12 protein-coding genes and 1 pseudogene are annotated in these 15,653 nt (G+C 70.5%); 5 read left to right on the forward strand and 8 right to left on the reverse strand.

Features of this window, described 5'->3' with window-relative positions:
• Complete coding sequence (locus ACFV7Q_RS23980) at window positions 1-273, reverse strand: hypothetical protein (RefSeq protein ID WP_385431328.1); 273 nt, start codon at window positions 271-273, stop codon at window positions 1-3.
• 132 nt (window positions 274-405) lie between these two features.
• On the opposite strand from ACFV7Q_RS23980, the gene ACFV7Q_RS23985 reads away from it, so the two are divergent.
• Window positions 406-1,602 carry a pyridoxal phosphate-dependent aminotransferase gene (locus ACFV7Q_RS23985; RefSeq protein ID WP_385431329.1) on the forward strand — a complete coding sequence of 399 codons (1,197 nt, stop codon included), beginning with the start codon at window positions 406-408 and terminating at the stop codon, window positions 1,600-1,602.
• Between the two features lie 184 nt (window positions 1,603-1,786).
• On the opposite strand, the gene ACFV7Q_RS23990 is transcribed toward ACFV7Q_RS23985, so the two are convergent.
• Together ACFV7Q_RS23990 and clpB are read right to left on the reverse strand one after the other, a co-directional pair.
• Entirely contained in the window at window positions 1,787-2,326 is a 540-nt protein-coding gene (locus ACFV7Q_RS23990) for a YbjN domain-containing protein (protein ID WP_385431330.1), read from the reverse strand.
• Between the two features lie 159 nt (window positions 2,327-2,485).
• A complete protein-coding gene (clpB, locus tag ACFV7Q_RS23995; protein WP_385431331.1) occupies window positions 2,486-5,077 on the reverse strand; it encodes an ATP-dependent chaperone ClpB in 2,592 nt (863 codons plus the stop codon).
• Window positions 5,078-5,208: 131 nt separating this feature from the next.
• Between clpB and ACFV7Q_RS24000 the strand changes: the two genes are divergently transcribed.
• Window positions 5,209-5,622, forward strand: a complete 414-nt coding sequence (locus ACFV7Q_RS24000) for a pyridoxamine 5'-phosphate oxidase family protein (protein ID WP_385431332.1) — start codon at window positions 5,209-5,211, stop codon at window positions 5,620-5,622.
• 174 nt (window positions 5,623-5,796) lie between these two features.
• Here ACFV7Q_RS24000 and ACFV7Q_RS24005 read toward each other — a convergent pair whose 3' ends face one another.
• Window positions 5,797-6,111 (reverse strand): (2Fe-2S)-binding protein, encoded by a 315-nt coding sequence (locus tag ACFV7Q_RS24005; RefSeq protein WP_114053450.1) that lies wholly within the window; start codon window positions 6,109-6,111, stop codon window positions 5,797-5,799.
• A gap of 347 nt (window positions 6,112-6,458) precedes the next feature.
• On the opposite strand from ACFV7Q_RS24005, the gene ACFV7Q_RS24010 reads away from it, so the two are divergent.
• Complete coding sequence (locus tag ACFV7Q_RS24010; RefSeq protein WP_385431333.1) at window positions 6,459-7,478, forward strand: helix-turn-helix transcriptional regulator; 1,020 nt, start codon at window positions 6,459-6,461, stop codon at window positions 7,476-7,478.
• A 72-nt stretch (window positions 7,479-7,550) separates the two neighbouring features.
• On the opposite strand, the gene ACFV7Q_RS24015 is transcribed toward ACFV7Q_RS24010, so the two are convergent.
• Genes ACFV7Q_RS24015 through dnaK form a run of 4 tightly spaced genes read right to left on the reverse strand, consistent with a single transcriptional unit; the run spans window position 7,551 to window position 11,795 of the window.
• On the reverse strand, window positions 7,551-8,021 hold the full coding sequence (locus ACFV7Q_RS24015; RefSeq protein WP_179175593.1) for a heat shock protein transcriptional repressor HspR: 471 nt from the start codon (window positions 8,019-8,021) through the stop codon (window positions 7,551-7,553).
• Between the two features lies 1 nt (window position 8,022).
• The gene (gene dnaJ, locus ACFV7Q_RS24020) at window positions 8,023-9,198 is read right to left on the reverse strand and encodes a molecular chaperone DnaJ (protein WP_385431334.1); all 1,176 of its coding nucleotides are present in this window, start codon (window positions 9,196-9,198) and stop codon (window positions 8,023-8,025) included.
• 48 nt (window positions 9,199-9,246) lie between these two features.
• Complete coding sequence (gene grpE / locus ACFV7Q_RS24025) at window positions 9,247-9,942, reverse strand: nucleotide exchange factor GrpE (RefSeq protein ID WP_385431335.1); 696 nt, start codon at window positions 9,940-9,942, stop codon at window positions 9,247-9,249.
• Entirely contained in the window at window positions 9,942-11,795 is a 1,854-nt protein-coding gene (gene dnaK, locus ACFV7Q_RS24030; RefSeq protein ID WP_385431336.1) for a molecular chaperone DnaK, read from the reverse strand. The genes grpE and dnaK overlap by 1 nt, the downstream gene beginning before the upstream one ends.
• 306 nt (window positions 11,796-12,101) lie before the next feature.
• Here dnaK and ACFV7Q_RS24035 point away from each other — a divergent pair, with 306 nt between their 5' ends.
• Both ACFV7Q_RS24035 and ACFV7Q_RS24040 read left to right on the forward strand, forming a co-directional pair.
• A complete protein-coding gene (locus tag ACFV7Q_RS24035; protein WP_385431337.1) occupies window positions 12,102-12,695 on the forward strand; it encodes a sugar transferase in 594 nt (197 codons plus the stop codon).
• 110 nt (window positions 12,696-12,805) lie between these two features.
• Window positions 12,806-15,013, forward strand: a pseudogene (locus ACFV7Q_RS24040) (heterodisulfide reductase-related iron-sulfur binding cluster); the annotation flags it as partial.
• Window positions 15,014-15,653: the final 640 nt, after the last annotated feature.

The following is a 15,653-nucleotide window of genomic DNA, read 5'->3' on the forward strand; positions in this document are numbered from 1 at the left end:
TCAGCTGCCGCCGCATCCTCCGCCACCGCAGGACGACCCGCTGCTGCAGGACGACGAGGAGCCACAGGAGACCGAGGAGCCGCAGCCGCCCCCGCTGCTCCCGCCGTTGCCGGCCCACCAGCCGTTCCGGGAGCGGCGGCTCTTCTTGAGCGACACGGGAGACCGGGAGACGGCGGCCCGTGACGCGGCGGCGGCCCGACTGCCGGCGACCGCCAGGAGCACCAGGCCGCCGACGGTGACGACGCCGAGCACGATGAAAAAGGCCAGGAGCATGGTCCTCGCACCCCCCTTGCTACGGCCCCCGGTCCCCCGGGGGAGCGGGATCCCCGTCCCGCGTGCCAGGGGGATTCCCCCGCGCCACCGCGGTCAAAGCGCACTTGAGCAAGTCCAGAGGTTCCCCCCAGGATGGCGGCCATGAGCGCTCCCGCAGCCGGCCGCCGGCCCTTCCTCAACCGCCGCCTGGCGTCCTTCGGCACGACGATCTTCGCGGAGATGTCGGCCCTGGCCGCCCGTACCGGGTCCATCAACCTCGGCCAGGGCTTCCCCGACACCGACGGCCCGGCGCAGATCGCCGAGGCGGCCTCCCGCGCCGTGCTGACGGGCCTGGGCAACCAGTACCCTCCGGGCCCCGGCGTCCCGGAGCTACGGGCCGCGATTGCCCGCCACCAGCAGCGGTTCTACGGCCTGTGCTACGACCCGGAGACGGAGGTGCTGGTCACGGCCGGTGCGACGGAGGCCATCGCCGCCTCCCTGCTGGCGCTGCTGGAACCGGGGGACGAGGTCGTCGCACTGGAGCCGTACTACGACTCGTACGCGGCGTGCATCGCGATGGCCGGCGCCACCCGGGTCCCGGTCACCCTGCGCCCGCACGCCGGCGCCTTCGCCCTCGACCTCGACGAGTTGCGCGCCGCGATCACCCCGCGCACCCGTCTGCTGCTGCTGAACAGCCCGCACAACCCGACGGGCACCGTGCTGGGGCCCGCCGAGCTGGCCGCCGTCGCCGAGCTGGCGGTCGAGCGGGACCTACTGGTCGTCACCGACGAGGTGTACGAGCACCTGGTCTTCGACGGCGTCCACACCCCGCTGGCCTCGCTGCCCGGCATGCGGGAGCGCACGGTCACGATCTCCTCCGCGGGCAAGACCTTCTCCTTCACGGGCTGGAAGGTCGGCTGGATCACCGCCGCGCCGCAGCTCGTCGCGGCGGTCCGCGCGGCCAAGCAGTTCTTGACCTTCGTCTCCTCGGGCCCGTTCCAGTACGCCATCGCCGAGGCCCTGGACCTGCCCGACGGTTACTACGACGGCTTCCGTGCCGAGCTCGCCGCCAAGCGCGACCTGCTGTCCGAGGGCCTCGCCGCCGCCGGCTTCGAGGTCTTCCGCCCGCAGGGCACGTACTTCGTCACCACCGACATCACCCCGCTGGGCGAGAAGGACGGCCTGGCCTTCTGCCGGACCCTGCCGGAGCGGTGCGGGGTGGTAGCCATCCCGAACCAGGTCTTCTACGACGACCGGTCCGCCGGTGCCACCCACGTCCGCTGGGCCTTCTGCAAGCGCACCGAGGTCCTCCAGGAGGCGGTGACCCGCCTCCAGCAGCTCGCCCGCTGACCGGCGGGAGGTCGTCAGTGGGCCGCGTACGGCCCGCTGCACGGCCGCCGCGAACGGCGCGAGCCCGGCTGCGCTCCGCGGTGCTGGTGACCGCGGGGCCGGCCGGGCTCGCGTACGGCTACGGGGTGTACCTCCTGGTGATCGCCAGGACGCCTCCCTGACCGCGGGGCGGGACGGGGCGGGACTAGGCGTCCTCGCCGTCCTCCTCGTCGCCCTCGGCGGAGTCGAGGTCCTTCTCCAGGCCGAGCTGCTCCACGAGCCACTTGTCGAACTCGATGGACGCACGGACCCAGCTGACCGTGGAGGACACGAAGTGCTCCAGGCTGACGCCGGTGCCGATCAGCATCTGCGCCTCGCCGATCAGGCGGACGGAGCCGTCGTCGTGGGTGTGGCTGTAGACCTTCGGCCACAGCGTGCGGCGGTTCCAGTCGTCGATGGACTCCAGCAGCCGCGCCTTGTCCTCGATGGCGTGGGGGCGGTCGTAGAAGGTCCGGACGGAGAAGACCTGCTGCTCGTTCTCGCCGCGGAACATGAAGTAGGTGCGGAAGTCCTCCCACGGCGCCGCGAGGTCACCCTCGTCGTCGACGACGTACTTGAGCTCCATCTGCTCCAGCAGCTGCTTGACCAGATCCTGGTCGGGGACCACGGGGCCCGCCGGTCCTGTGGCCTGCGGTTCGGGCTGCTGCCCTCCGAAATTCGGAATCGAGGCCGGGTCGATGCTCACCGTGTTCTTCCCTTCGTGCGGATGTTGTCATCCTCCCCCATTCCTCCTACCCCGTGTCCAGCCCCGCACCGGTGATCCGCTCCGAGCGGACAGGGATGCTCCCCCGGGCAGGGGCGCGCCGGTGCCGCGGCGCCCCTGCCCGGGCTCGGCCGGAGGCCGTCAGAGGGCCTTGCCGACCAGGAGGTCGTCGCCTGCGACGTCCACCCGTACGGTGTCGCCGTCGCGGACCTCGCCGGCCAGGATCTCCTTGGCGAGGCGGTCGCCGACCGCCGTCTGGATCAGGCGGCGCAGCGGGCGGGCGCCGTACGCGGGGTCGTAGCCCTTGTCGGCGAGCCAGGCCAGGGCCTGCGGGGTGACGTCCAGCATCAGGCGGCGGTCGGCCAGGCGCTTGGCGAGGCCGCTCACCTGGAGCTCGGCGATGTGGGCCAGCTCGTCCCTGGTGAGGGCGGAGAAGACGACGAGGTCGTCGAGCCGGTTGAGGAACTCCGGCTTGAACGAGACCCGGACGGCGTCCAGGACGCTCTCGCGCTTCTCCTCGGGTGAGGTGACCGGGTCCATCAGGAACTGGCTGCCGAGGTTGGAGGTGAGGATGAGGATGGTGTTGCGGAAGTCCACGGTGCGGCCCTGGCCGTCCGTGAGCCGGCCGTCGTCGAGGACCTGGAGCAGGATGTCGAAGACCTCGGGGTGGGCCTTTTCGACCTCGTCCAGGAGGACGACGGAGTACGGGCGGCGGCGCACGGCTTCGGTCAGCTGGCCGCCCTCCTCGTAGCCGACGTAGCCGGGCGGAGCGCCGACGAGGCGGGCCACGCTGTGCTTCTCGGAGTACTCCGACATGTCGATGCGGACCATGGCCCGCTCGTCGTCGAAGAGGAAGTCCGCGAGCGCCTTGGCCAGCTCGGTCTTACCGACGCCGGTGGGCCCGAGGAAGAGGAACGAGCCGGTCGGGCGGTCGGGGTCGGCGATGCCCGCGCGGGTGCGGCGTACGGCGTCGGAGACGGCCCTGACCGCCTCGCCCTGGCCGATCAGGCGGCGGCCGAGCTCGGCCTCCATGCGCAGCAGCTTCTGCGTCTCGCCTTCCAGGAGCCGGCCGGCCGGGATGCCCGTCCAGGCGCCGACGACGTCGGCGATGTCGTCGGGGCCGACCTCGTCCTTGACCATGGTGCGCTTGGCGGCCTCCGCCTCGGCCTCGGCCTCCGTGGCCTCGGCGAGCTCGCGCTCCAGCGCCGGGATCTCCCCGTAGAGCAGCTTGGAGGCGGTGTCGAAGTCGCCGTCGCGCTGGGCCCGCTCGGACTGGCCGCGCAGCTCGTCGAGGCGTTCCTTGAGCTCGCCGACCCGGTTGAGGGACTGCTTCTCCTTCTCCCAGCGGGCGGTCAGGCCGCGCAGGTCCTCCTCCTTGTCGGCGAGGTCCTTGCGGAGCTTGTCGAGGCGTTCGAGGGAGGCCGGGTCGGACTCGTTCTTCAGCGCCAGCTCCTCCATCCGCAGGCGGTCGACGGCGCGCTGGAGCTCGTCGATCTCCACCGGGGAGGAGTCGATCTCCATGCGGAGCCGGGAGGCTGCCTCGTCGACGAGGTCGATGGCCTTGTCGGGCAGGAAGCGGGAGGTGATGTACCGGTCGGAGAGGGTCGCGGCGGCCACCAGCGCGCTGTCGTTGATCTGCACCTTGTGGTGGGCCTCGTAGCGGCCCTTGAGCCCGCGCAGGATGGCGATGGTGTCCTCGACGGACGGCTCGGCGACCAGGACCTGCTGGAAGCGGCGCTCCAGCGCCGGGTCCTTCTCGATCCGCTCGCGGTACTCGTCGAGGGTGGTGGCGCCGACCATGCGCAGTTCGCCGCGGGCCAGCATCGGCTTGAGCATGTTGCCGGCGTCCATGGCCGAATCGCCGCCCGCACCGGCGCCGACGACGGTGTGCAGCTCGTCGATGAAGGTGATGATCTGGCCCTCGCTGGACTTGATCTCGGCGAGGACGGTCTTCAAGCGCTCCTCGAACTCGCCGCGGTACTTGGCGCCCGCGACCATCGCGCCGAGGTCGAGCGCGACCAGGCGCTTGTTCTTCAGGGACTCGGGGACGTCGCCCTTGACGATGCGCTGGGCCAACCCCTCGACGACGGCGGTCTTGCCGACGCCGGGCTCGCCGATGAGCACCGGGTTGTTCTTGGTGCGCCGGGACAGCACCTGGACGACCCGGCGGATCTCGTGGTCCCGGCCGATGACGGGGTCCAGCTTGCCCTCGCGGGCCGCGGCCGTGAAGTCCGTGCCGAACTTCTCCAGGGCCTTGTACTGGCCCTCCGGGTCGGGGGTGGTCACCCGCCGTCCTCCTCGTGCGTTCTCGAAGGCGTCCAGCAGCTTCCCCGCCGTCGCGCCTTGGGCGGAAAGGACCCCTCCGGCCGCGCCGCCCTTGGCCGCGACGGCGATGAGCAGGTGCTCGGTGGAGAGGTAGTCGTCGCCGAGCTCCTTGGCCTGCCGGTCGGCCTCGGCGAGTACGGCGAGCAGGTCGCGCGTGGCCTGCGGGGGCGCGACCGTGGAGCCCGTGGCGCTGGGCAGCGCGGCGAGGAGCCGCTCGGCGCCGGACCGCACGGCGGCCTGGTCGGCCTCGGTGGCGGCGAGGAGGTCGGTGAGGTTCTCGTTGTCCTCGCCGGCGAGCAGGGCCAGCAGCAGGTGTGCCGGGGTCAGATCGGCATGGCCGTCCTTGACGGCTCGGGTGGTGGCGTTGTTCAGCGCGTCCCGGCTCTTGTTGGTCAGCTCGGCGTCCACGTGCGGCTTCTCCTCTCCGTGCGGTGATGCGTTTCGGGCTGCATCAGGCGATCTGACACAGTCAACGTGCGCAAAGTTGAGTCTATTCCACTCAAGGCGGGTTTCGGAGCGCGGAGTCGTACTCTCTGCGCATGTCCCACGACGTACTCGACCCGACGCCCGCATACCTCGCCTTCTGGCGGGAACGGCACGTCTGCACCCTGACCACCCCGCGCCCGGACGGCACCCCGCACGTGGTGCCCGTGGGGGTGACGTACGACCCGGAGGCCGGACTGGCCCGGGTGATCAGCAACAAGCACAGCAAGAAGGTCCGCAACGTGCTGGCGGCCCAGGCGGTGGAGCCGGGCTCGGCCCGCGTCGCGGTCTGCCAGATGGAAGGGCGCCGCTGGGCGACCCTGGAGGGCCGCGCGGTGGTCCGCACGGACGAGGAGGCGGTCGCGGACGCGGTCGCGCGCTACGCGGAGCGCTACGGGCGGACGCCGTCGCCCAACCCGGACCGGGTCGTCATCGAGATCACGCTGGACCGGGCGATGGGCCGCGCCTGAGCCCTCCGCACCCGCTCGGGGGGTTCCGGAGGATTCCGGACGGCCCGGGTCCCACCTTGTCCGGTTCGACCACTGGACGCCGAAACCACAACGGCGCCATCGTGGTCAGGTCCACGATGGCGCCGTTGTGTGGGGGAAGCACCTGGAGCGATCTGCAACGACGGGGGAATCGCTTCAGGCACTGCGGGGGGTGGCGGTGGTGATGTCGGGTTCGAAGAGCTGGTGGTCGCGCTGATCGAGGTTGACGAAGACCATGCCGTAGCGCACCTCGCAGCGGACCGGCTGCGGCGCGCCGCGGGGGCGGCGCAGGCAGCGGTACGCCCGCACGTCCTCGTCCTCCTCCCGCGTGATGACGATGGGCTGGCCGAAGAGGGTGACCATCAGCGAATCGCCGACCTGGGGGATGGCCGTCGCGAGGTCGATGAACTGCCAGCCGGAGCGGTAGGCGGAAGCCATTTCGCGGCGGAAGCCGCGGTCATCGGGGGTCATACCGTGCTCTCCACGACAAGGGCTGCGGAATCGGCATCTGCGGGGGTCGAGCGCCACCCGCTGTCCAGCGGGGCCTCACGCCATCCGCTGTCCGCGGAGGGCTCGCGCCACCCGCTGTCCGCGACTGCCGCCCGGATGTCCGTGGCACCTCCGGCGCCCCCCAGCGTGGCCGCGGCGAGTCCCAGACCGGCCACAGCCGAGAAGATGACGGTGGCAAGCGCCGAGCGAAGCATTCTCTTGTTCATGGTCGGCTTCGTCCTCACTTGATGAAATCCTCTCCCCCGCCTGTCAGACGATGGCTCATTCAGGCACGTCGCTGCCACAGGGACGATGCATCATGTTCTTGCATGTTCAGGACCCTGGGGGGTGGAGATTTGGCAATAAACTCAACAAAAGCGACACATCCCCACTCGGTCGCGAACCTGTGCCCCGAGGGAGCGCGTCTCTACACGAGCGCGCTGCGCACCGGTCGCATCGCACGTGGAGACGTGGAAGCCGCACCCTGCCTGCTCGACCTGGCCCTGCTCCAGCCGGATCCTGATGACGTCAATTCGCTGCGCCCGGTTCCACCGGCGGTCGCGCTGGCCCAGCGGCTGCATCCGATCGAACGCGAGATCCGCGAGCGGCACCGCGATTCTCTCGAACTCTCCGAAGCGTTCGAGCCGTTTCTCGCCATCAGCGCACAAGCTCCGGCCAGCACCCACGCCATCACCGTGCTGGAGGGCTTCGACGCCATCAACGCGGCCCTCAACCTGGCCACGGCCGAGTGCCACACCGAGATGCTCACCGTCCAGCCCGGCGGCGCCCGCCCCAGCCTGGAGCTGACGGAGGCCCTGGAACGCGACCAGCCGCTGACCGACCGCGGTGTCCGGATCCGGACCCTCTACCAGCACACGGTCCGTCACAGCCGGGGCACGCTCGCCTACGTGGACATCCTCAAGGCCGGCAAGGTCGAGGTGCGCACGCTGGAGGAACTCTTCGAACGGCTCATCATCTTCGACCGCACGGTCGCCTTCATCCCCGCCAGCGACGACCGCCAGGTCGCCCTGGAACTGCGCCACCCGGGGCTCGTGGACTACCTCATCAAGGTGTTCGAGCAGCTGTGGCACCGCGCGGTGCCGCTCCAGGAGGAAGTGACGTACCAGCCGACCCGGGACGGCATCTCGGGCGTGCAGCGCACCATCGCGCAGCTCCTCGTCGAGGGGCACGTGGACGAGGCCATCGCCCGCCGGTTGGGCATGAACGTGCGCACCTGCCGCGCGCACATCGCGAAGCTCGCCAGCACCCTCGGCAGCGGGAGCCGCGCCCAACTCGGCTTCCTCATCGCCCGGTCGGGGATCCTGGAGGACGACGGTTCCGACTGCTGATGCGGGACGCGCCGACACGCCGAAGGCCCCGCCCGGGACGTGCCCGGGCAGGGCCTTCGTGTCATGTCAGTGCTAGCCGTTCGTCCGCTTCGGGGCGGGACGCCAGACGACCAGGGCGTTGCCACCCACCGGCGGCTGGTACTTGACCAGATCGCGGCGGTACGAGGCGTGCACCTGGGCCTCGCGCTGCTGCATCACGGCAGCCGCGCCCTCCACGGCGGCCGAGAGCTCGGCCACGCGCTGCTGGAGCGCCTCGACCTGGTTCTGGAGTTCGATAATCCGCTTGATGCCGGCCAGGTTGATGCCCTCGTCCTGGGACAGCGCCTGCACCGTGCGGAGCAGCTCGATGTCCCTGGCCGAATACCGCCGTCCGCGGCCCGCCGTGCGGTCCGGGGAGACCAGGCCCAGGCGGTCGTACTGGCGAAGGGTCTGCGGGTGCAGACCCGAGAGCTGGGCGGCCACCGAGATCACGTAGACCGGTGTCTCGTCGGTCAGCTCGTACGCCCCGCCCCCGAATCGGGGCTGCCGTCGGCGGCCGTCCATCTCATGCTCCCTTCGCGGACTCGAACAGCGCGGCGCGCGGGTCGTCCGACTCCGTCGCGTCGCGGTACATCTCCAGCGCCTCGCGGGCCTTGTCCGTCAGCGTGGACGGAACCGCGACCTCCACCGTCACCAGCAGGTCGCCGCGGGTGCCGTCCTTGCGGACCGCGCCCTTGCCGCGGGCCCGCATGGTGCGGCCCGAAGGGGTGCCCGGCGGCAGCTTGAGCGTCACCGCGGGCCCGCCCAGTGTCGGGACCTTGATCTCGGCGCCCAGGGCCGCCTCGGAGATCGAAACCGGGACGGACACCGTCAGGTTGTCGCCCTTGCGCCCGAAGACCGGGTGGCTGCCCACGTGGACGACGACGTACAGGTCGCCGGCCGGGCCGCCGCGCTCACCCGGCGCGCCCTTGCCGCGCAGCCGGATGCGCTGGCCGTCGGAGACGCCCGGCGGGATCCGGACCTGCATGGTCCGCGAGGACTTGGCGCGGCCGCTGCCCTTGCACACCTCGCAGGGGGTCTCCGCGATCAGGCCGCGGCCCTTGCAGTCCGCGCAGGGGTCGGTCAGCGAGAAGCCTCCGCCGCTGCCCCGCGAGACCTGGCCGGTGCCGACGCAGGTCGGGCACACCCTGGGGGTGCCGTTCTTGTCGCCGGTGCCCGAGCACGCCTTGCAGGGGGCCTGGGAGGACATCCGGAGCGGGACCGTGGCCCCGTCCACCGCCTCCGTGAAGGAGAGGGTGACCTCGGACTCGACGTCCTGGCCCCGGCGCGGCTGGGTGCGGGTCCCCGCACCGGCGCCGCCCCGGTTGAACAGGCCGCCGAACACGTCGCCGAGGCCACCGCCGAAGCCGCCCGGGGCCCCGCCCTGGGCGCCCCCGAAGAGGTCGCCCAGGTCGAAGTTGAAGGAGCCGCCGCCCGCGCCGGGACCGGGGCGGAAACCGCCGTTCCCGAACAACGCGCGGGCGTCGTCGTACTCCTTGCGCTTCTTGGCGTCGCCGAGGACGTCGTTCGCCTCGGAGATCTCCTTGAAGCGCGCCTCGGCCTCGGCGTCGCCCTTGTTGGCGTCCGGGTGGAACTCGCGGGCGAGCTTCCGGTACGCCTTCTTGATCTCCGCCTCGGTGGCGTCCTTCGGGACACCGAGGACCTTGTAGTAGTCCTTCTCGACGAAGTCCTTCGTGCTCATCCGCGGTGTCCCTCCTCTCGCGCCGTCACATGATCAGCTTTGCGGACGTCAGCCCTTGTCGGCTGCATCCGCGTCCTTGTCCGCAGGCGTGTCGCCCTCCCCGGACTCGGACTTCGGAGCCGCACCCGGCTGGGGCTCGGCCACCGCGACCCGCGCGGGGCGGATCGTACGCTCGCCGATCCGGTACCCGGGCTGCAGGATCGCCACGCAGGTCGTCTCGGTGACGTCCGGCGCGTACGAGTGCATCAGGGCCTCGTGGATCGTCGGGTCGAAGGGCTCGCCCTCCTTGCCGAACTGCTGCAGACCCAGCTTGGCCGCAGCGGTCTCCAGCGATTCGGCCACCGACTTGAAGCCGCCGACCAGTTCGCCATGGTCCCTCGCCCGGCCGATGTCGTCCAGGGTCGGGAGCAGCTCGGACAGCAGGTTCGCGACCGCGATCTCCTTGACGGCGATGCGGTCCCGCTCCACGCGGCGACGGTAGTTCTGGTACTCCGCCTGGAGCCGCTGGAGGTCACCGGTGCGCTCGGCGAGCGCCGTACGGGCCTGGTCCAGCTGCGCCACCAGGGCCGCGTTCGCGTCCTGGGCGGAGGGGGTGGACTGGTGGGACTGGGCTCCGGAGTCCCCGGCCGGGGCCGCCGGCTCCTCAGTGGAGGAGTCGGCGGTCTTCGGCTCGGCGGCGTCGTCGGGGTTGGCGCCGTTGGGGACTTCGGGCTCCTCCTCGAAACCCGCGGTCTCCTCCGACATCAGGCCGCGCCGCCCTTCGGCTTCTCGTCGTCGACGATCTCGGCGTCGACGACGTCGTCATCGGCACCGCCGGCCTTGGCCTGGCCCGCGTCACCGGCACCGCCGGCGGCCTGGGCGCCCTGGGCATCGGCGTAGATCGCCTGGCCGAGCTTCTGGCTGACCGCGGCGACCTTCTCGGTCGCGGTGCGGATCTCGGCCGTGTCCTCGCCCTTGAGCTTCTCCTTCAGCTCGGCGACGGCGCCCTCGACCTCGGTCTTCACGTCACCCGGGATCTTGTCCTCGTTGTCCTTGACGAACTTCTCCGTCTGGTACACGAGCTGCTCGGCCTGGTTGCGGGTCTCGGCGGCCTCGCGGCGGCGCTGGTCCTCCTCCGCGTACTGCTCGGCCTCCTGGCGCATGCGGTCGACCTCGTCCTTGCCGAGCGAGGAGCCGCCGGTGACGGTCATCTTCTGCTCCTTGCCCGTGCCCAGGTCCTTCGCGGTCACGTGCATGATGCCGTTGGCGTCGATGTCGAAGGAGACCTCGATCTGCGGGACGCCGCGCGGGGCCGGCGGCAGGCCCGTCAGCTCGAACATGCCGAGCTTCTTGTTGTACGCCGCGATCTCGCGCTCACCCTGGTAGACCTGGATCTGCACGGACGGCTGGTTGTCCTCGGCCGTCGTGAAGATCTCCGACCGCTTGGTCGGGATCGTGGTGTTGCGCTCGATGAGCTTGGTCATGATGCCGCCCTTGGTCTCGATGCCGAGGGACAGCGGGGTCACGTCGAGGAGCAGGACGTCCTTGACCTCGCCCTTGAGGACACCGGCCTGGAGGGTGGCGCCGATGGCGACCACCTCGTCCGGGTTCACGCCCTTGTTGGCCTCCTTGCCGCCGGTCAGCTCCTTGACGAGCTCGGCGACGGCCGGCATGCGGGTGGAGCCACCGACGAGGACCACGTGGTCGATGTCGGAGAGCGCGATGCCCGCATCCTTGATCACGTTGTGGAACGGGACCTTGCAGCGGTCCAGCAGGTCCGAGGTGAGCTGCTGGAACTGCGCGCGGGTGAGCTTCTCGTCCAGGTGCAGCGGGCCCTCGGCGGAGGCCGTGATGTAGGGCAGGTTGATCGTGGTCTCCGTGGAGGAGGAGAGCTCGATCTTCGCCTTCTCGGCCGCCTCGCGCAGACGCTGGAGCGCCATCTTGTCCTTGGACAGGTCGACGCCGTGGCCGTTGGCGAACTGCTTCACCAGGTAGTCGACGACGCGCTGGTCCCAGTCGTCACCACCGAGGTGGTTGTCACCGTTGGTGGCCTTGACCTCGACGACACCGTCGCCGATCTCCAGGAGCGACACGTCGAAGGTGCCGCCACCGAGGTCGAAGACGAGGATGGTCTGGTCGTCCTTGTCCAGGCCGTAGGCCAGGGCGGCGGCGGTCGGCTCGTTGACGATGCGCAGGACGTTCAGGCCCGCGATCTCGCCGGCCTCCTTGGTGGCCTGGCGCTCGGAGTCGTTGAAGTACGCCGGGACGGTGATGACCGCGTCGGTGACCTTCTCGCCCAGGTAGGCCTCGGCGTCGCGCTTCAGCTTCTGCAGGATGAAGGCGCTCATCTGCTGCGGGTTGAAGTCCTTGCCGTCCAGGTTGATCTTCCAGTCGGTGCCCATGTGGCGCTTCACCGAGCGGATGGTGCGGTCGACGTTGGTGACCGCCTGGCGCTTGGCGACCTCACCGACGAGGACCTCGCCGTTCTTGGCGAAGGCGACGACGGACGGCGTGGTCCTGGCACCCTCGGCGTTGGTGATGACGGTGGGCTCGCCGCCTTCGAGAACGCTGACGACGGAGTTAGTGGTGCCCAGGTCGATGCCGACCGCACGTGCCATTTCAATTCCTCCAGCTGACTTGAGTGGAACAGACTCAAGAGTGCCCGACACCGCGACCCACGTCAACAGAGGTGAGTGGAGTCGACTCAACTTTTATCCGGGTCTTACGCTCATCCGCAGGTCGAGCCCCTGGTGAACTCCGGGCCGAACCCCCGGCCGACCCCCTGCCGAACTCCCGGCGGACCCCGGCGGACCCCGGCGGACTCGGCGCTGCCCCGCCGGCAGGGAGGGGCCGAGCGGGGGATGCTCGATCCCTCCGCTGCGCGCCACCCGGGAAGCACCCCGGCCGCAGGGCACGGTGCGGGCATGCCGCTGCCGCCGCTCACACTCCCCCCGGTCCGGCGCCCCGCCCGCAGGCCCCTCCCGCTCCGCCGCCTCCTGCGCCCGCCCCGGCTCCCGCGACGCCCCGCCTACCCGGCGAAGCGCGCGTTCGACCTCCTCGGGGCGGCCGCGCTCCTGTGCGCCTTCCTGCTGCCGCTGCTCTTCGCCACCGCCCTGCTGTGCGCGGCCCGGGGTGGCAGCCGGGTCCTCGCCCGCGAGCCCGCGGCCGGGCTGGGCGGCCGACCGTTCCGCACCTGGCGGCTGCGCACGGACGGGGCCGGCCGGGTCGGCCGGGCGGTGCGCCGCTGCGCGCTGGACGGGATGCCCCAGCTGCTGAACGTGCTGCGTGGCCAGATGTCATTGGTGGGGCCGCGCCCCGAAGCGCGTACCGACCGGCCGGACCGACTGTTGGTCCGTCCCGGAATGACCGGATTGTGGCAGGTGAGTACGCGCTCCGACCTCCCCTGGGAGGAGATGGCGCTGCTGGACCGGCACTATGTGGAGAGCCATTGGCTGGGGATGGATCTCGCAATCCTGGCGCAGACCCCTCGGGCGGCCCGTAAACACAGGCATGCCTGAGCGACACAGATCACCGCACGCTCACCTACATTGCGGCGGGGAGAATGGGTAACCTCAAGCCTTGACTCAATAAGTTACTGCTTAGTAAGTCCCGCCCGAGGAGCCCTCCCATGCAACTCGCCGCGATCATCGTGTCGCTGGTCCTGACCGTGGTCGGCGTCGCGCTGCTCGCCCGAGCCGTGGCGCAGATCTACCGGTTCGTGAAACTCGGCCAACCCGTGCCGGCGGGCAGCCGCACGGACGACCCGAAGGCTCGAACGATCACCCTGGTCCGGGAGTTCCTCGGGCACAGCCGGATGAACCGCTGGGGCATCGTCGGCTTCGCGCACTGGTTCGTCGCGATCGGCTTCCTGACGCTGCCCCCGACGCTGGCGCAGGCCTACGGCCAGCTCTTCCAGGCCGACTGGACGCTGCCGATCCTCGGCGGCTTCCTGCCGTTCGAGCTGTACATCGAGTTCATCGGCCTGATGACCGTCCTGGGCATCGTCGTCCTGATGGCGATCCGCCTGATGTCGCTGCCGTCGCGGGCCGGCCGCAAGTCGCGCTTCGCGGGCTCCAAGGCCTGGCAGGCGTACTTCGTCGAGTACGTCATCCTCACCATCGGTCTGGCGATCCTGGCCCTGCGCGGCCTGGAGGGCGCGATCCACCACGTCGACTCGTACGAGCCGGCGTACTTCGTGTCGTACCCGCTGGTGCTGGTCTTCAAGGGCCTGTCCCTGCCGGCCCTGCAGAACGCCATCTACTTCACCGCGATGATCAAGATCGGCACCTCGCTGATCTGGATGATCACCGTTTCGCTGAACACCAACATGGGTGTCGCCTGGCACCGCTTCCTCGGCTTCCCGAACATCTGGTTCAAGCGCAACGCCGACGGCGCCAGCGCCCTGGGCGCGCTCCAGCCGATGACCTCGGGCGGCAAGGAGATCGACTTCGAGGACCCGGGCGAGGACGACGTCTTCGGCGTCTCCCAGGTCGAACAGTTCTCCTGGAAGGGCATCCTCGACTTCTCCACCTGCACCGAGTGCGGCCGCTGCCAGTCGCAGTGCCCCGCCTGGAACACGGGCAAGCCGCTCTCCCCGAAGCTCCTGATCATGTCGCTGCGCGACCACGCGCACGCCAAGGCCCCGTACCTGCTGGCCGGCGGCGGCAAGACCATGGAGGGCGAGGAGAAGGCGACCGCAGAGCAGCTGGCCGGCGTTCCGGCGGCGGCCCTGGCCGAGGCGGAGCGCCCGCTGATCGGCACGGTCGAGGAGAACGGCGTCATCGACCCGGACGTGCTGTGGTCCTGCACCACCTGCGGTGCGTGTGTGGAGCAGTGCCCGGTCGACATCGAGCACATCGACCACATCGTCGACATGCGCCGCTACCAGGTGATGATCGAGAGCGCGTTCCCGTCGGAGGCGGGCACGATGCTCAAGAACCTGGAGAAGAAGGGCAACCCCTGGGGCCTGGCCAAGAAGCAGCGCGTCGAGTGGACCAAGGAGGTCGACTTCGAGGTCCCGATCGTCGGCAAGGACGTCGAGGACCTCACCGAGGTCGACTACCTGTACTGGGTCGGCTGCGCCGGCGCCCTGGAGGACCGGGCCAAGAAGACCACCAAGGCCTTCGCCGAGCTGCTGCACATGGCGGGCGTCAAGTTCGCGATCATGGGCGGCGAGGAGAAGTGCACCGGTGACTCGCCGCGCCGCCTGGGCAACGAGCCGCTGTTCCAGCAGCTGGGCCAGGAGAACGTCGCGATGCTGAACATGGCCTTCGGCGAGGACGACGAGGACGAGTCGACGAAGAAGCCGAAGTCGGCGAAGAAGATCGTCTCGACCTGCCCGCACTGCTTCAACACCATCGCCAACGAGTACCCGCAGCTCGGCGGCGACTACGAGGTCATCCACCACACCCAGCTGCTCCAGCACCTCATCGACGAGGGCAAGCTGGTCCCGGTGACCCCGGTCGACGGCCTGATCACGTACCACGACCCGTGCTACCTGGGCCGCCACAACAAGGTCTACACGCCGCCGCGCGAGATCATGTCCGCCGTCCCGGGCCTGCGCCAGCAGGAGATGCACCGCCACAAGGAGCGCGGCTTCTGCTGCGGCGCCGGCGGTGCGCGCATGTGGATGGAGGAGCGGATCGGCAAGCGCATCAACAACGAGCGCGTCGACGAGGCCCTGTCCCTCAACCCGGACATCGTCTCGACCGCCTGCCCGTTCTGCCTGGTGATGCTGACCGACTCGGTCAACGGCAAGAAGAACGAGGGCCAGGCCAAGGAGTCCGTCCAGGTCGTGGACGTGGCCCAGCTGCTGCTGGAGTCCGTGAAGGCGCCCGCCCCGACCGAGGAAGAGCTGGCCGCTGAGGCCGCCGCGGCTGCGGCGGAAGCCGAGGCCGAGGCGAAGGCCGCCGCGGCTGCGGCGGAAGCCAAGGCCAAGGCGGAGGCGGAAGCCAAGGCCAAGGCGGAGGCCGAGGCGAAGGCGAAGGCCGAGGCGAAGGCGAAGGCCGAGGCGAAGGCGAAGGCCGAAGCGGAAGCCAAGGCCAAGGCGGAAGCGGAAGCTGCTGCTGCTGCCGAGGCCGAGGCCGAAGCGGAGGCCGCGACGGCCAACGCCGAGCAGGCCGAGGCGGACGCCACGGAAACCGAGGCGGCAGCCGAGGCAGCGGAGACCGAGGCCCCCGGGAAGAAGGCCGGAACCGAAGCTCCGGCGGACGCCGCCGAGGCCGAGGAGGCGAAGGCCGAGGAGGCGAAGGCCGAGGAGGCCAAGGCCGAGGAGGCCAAGGCCGAGGAGGCCAAGGCCGAGGCCGAGCCCGAAGCGGTCGAGGACGGGGACAAGGCCGACAGCGCCAAGTAGCCCCGCAGCGGACCGCGTCCCGCACCTCCGCACGAGATCGAGCCGCAGTGGCCGGCCCCCGCCCCGGGGGCCGGCCACAGCGGCGGTCAGGGCCCGGTGGCGGCAGCGCCCCCCCCCCGCGGAG

Origin of the sequence: Streptomyces sp. NPDC059851 (assembly GCF_042732005.1) — a bacterium.
Classification (GTDB): domain Bacteria; phylum Actinomycetota; class Actinomycetes; order Streptomycetales; family Streptomycetaceae; genus Streptomyces.

Bases quoted from the DNA above. Each gene is read 5' to 3' on its own strand.
- ACFV7Q_RS23980 (WP_385431328.1), bottom strand. From the start codon at position 273: ATGCTCCTGGCCTTTTTCATCGTGCTCGGCGTCGTCACCGTCGGCGGC.
- ACFV7Q_RS23985 (WP_385431329.1), top strand. From the start codon at position 406: ATGGCGGCCATGAGCGCTCCCGCAGCCGGCCGCCGGCCCTTCCTCAAC.
- ACFV7Q_RS24000 (WP_385431332.1), top strand. From the start codon at position 5,209: ATGTCCCACGACGTACTCGACCCGACGCCCGCATACCTCGCCTTCTGG.
- ACFV7Q_RS24005 (WP_114053450.1), bottom strand. From the start codon at position 6,111: ATGACCCCCGATGACCGCGGCTTCCGCCGCGAAATGGCTTCCGCCTAC.
- ACFV7Q_RS24010 (WP_385431333.1), top strand. From the start codon at position 6,459: ATGTTCAGGACCCTGGGGGGTGGAGATTTGGCAATAAACTCAACAAAA.
- ACFV7Q_RS24015 (WP_179175593.1), bottom strand. From the start codon at position 8,021: ATGGACGGCCGCCGACGGCAGCCCCGATTCGGGGGCGGGGCGTACGAG.
- dnaJ (WP_385431334.1), bottom strand. From the start codon at position 9,198: ATGAGCACGAAGGACTTCGTCGAGAAGGACTACTACAAGGTCCTCGGT.
- grpE (WP_385431335.1), bottom strand. From the start codon at position 9,942: ATGTCGGAGGAGACCGCGGGTTTCGAGGAGGAGCCCGAAGTCCCCAAC.
- dnaK (WP_385431336.1), bottom strand. From the start codon at position 11,795: ATGGCACGTGCGGTCGGCATCGACCTGGGCACCACTAACTCCGTCGTC.
- ACFV7Q_RS24035 (WP_385431337.1), top strand. From the start codon at position 12,102: ATGCCGCTGCCGCCGCTCACACTCCCCCCGGTCCGGCGCCCCGCCCGC.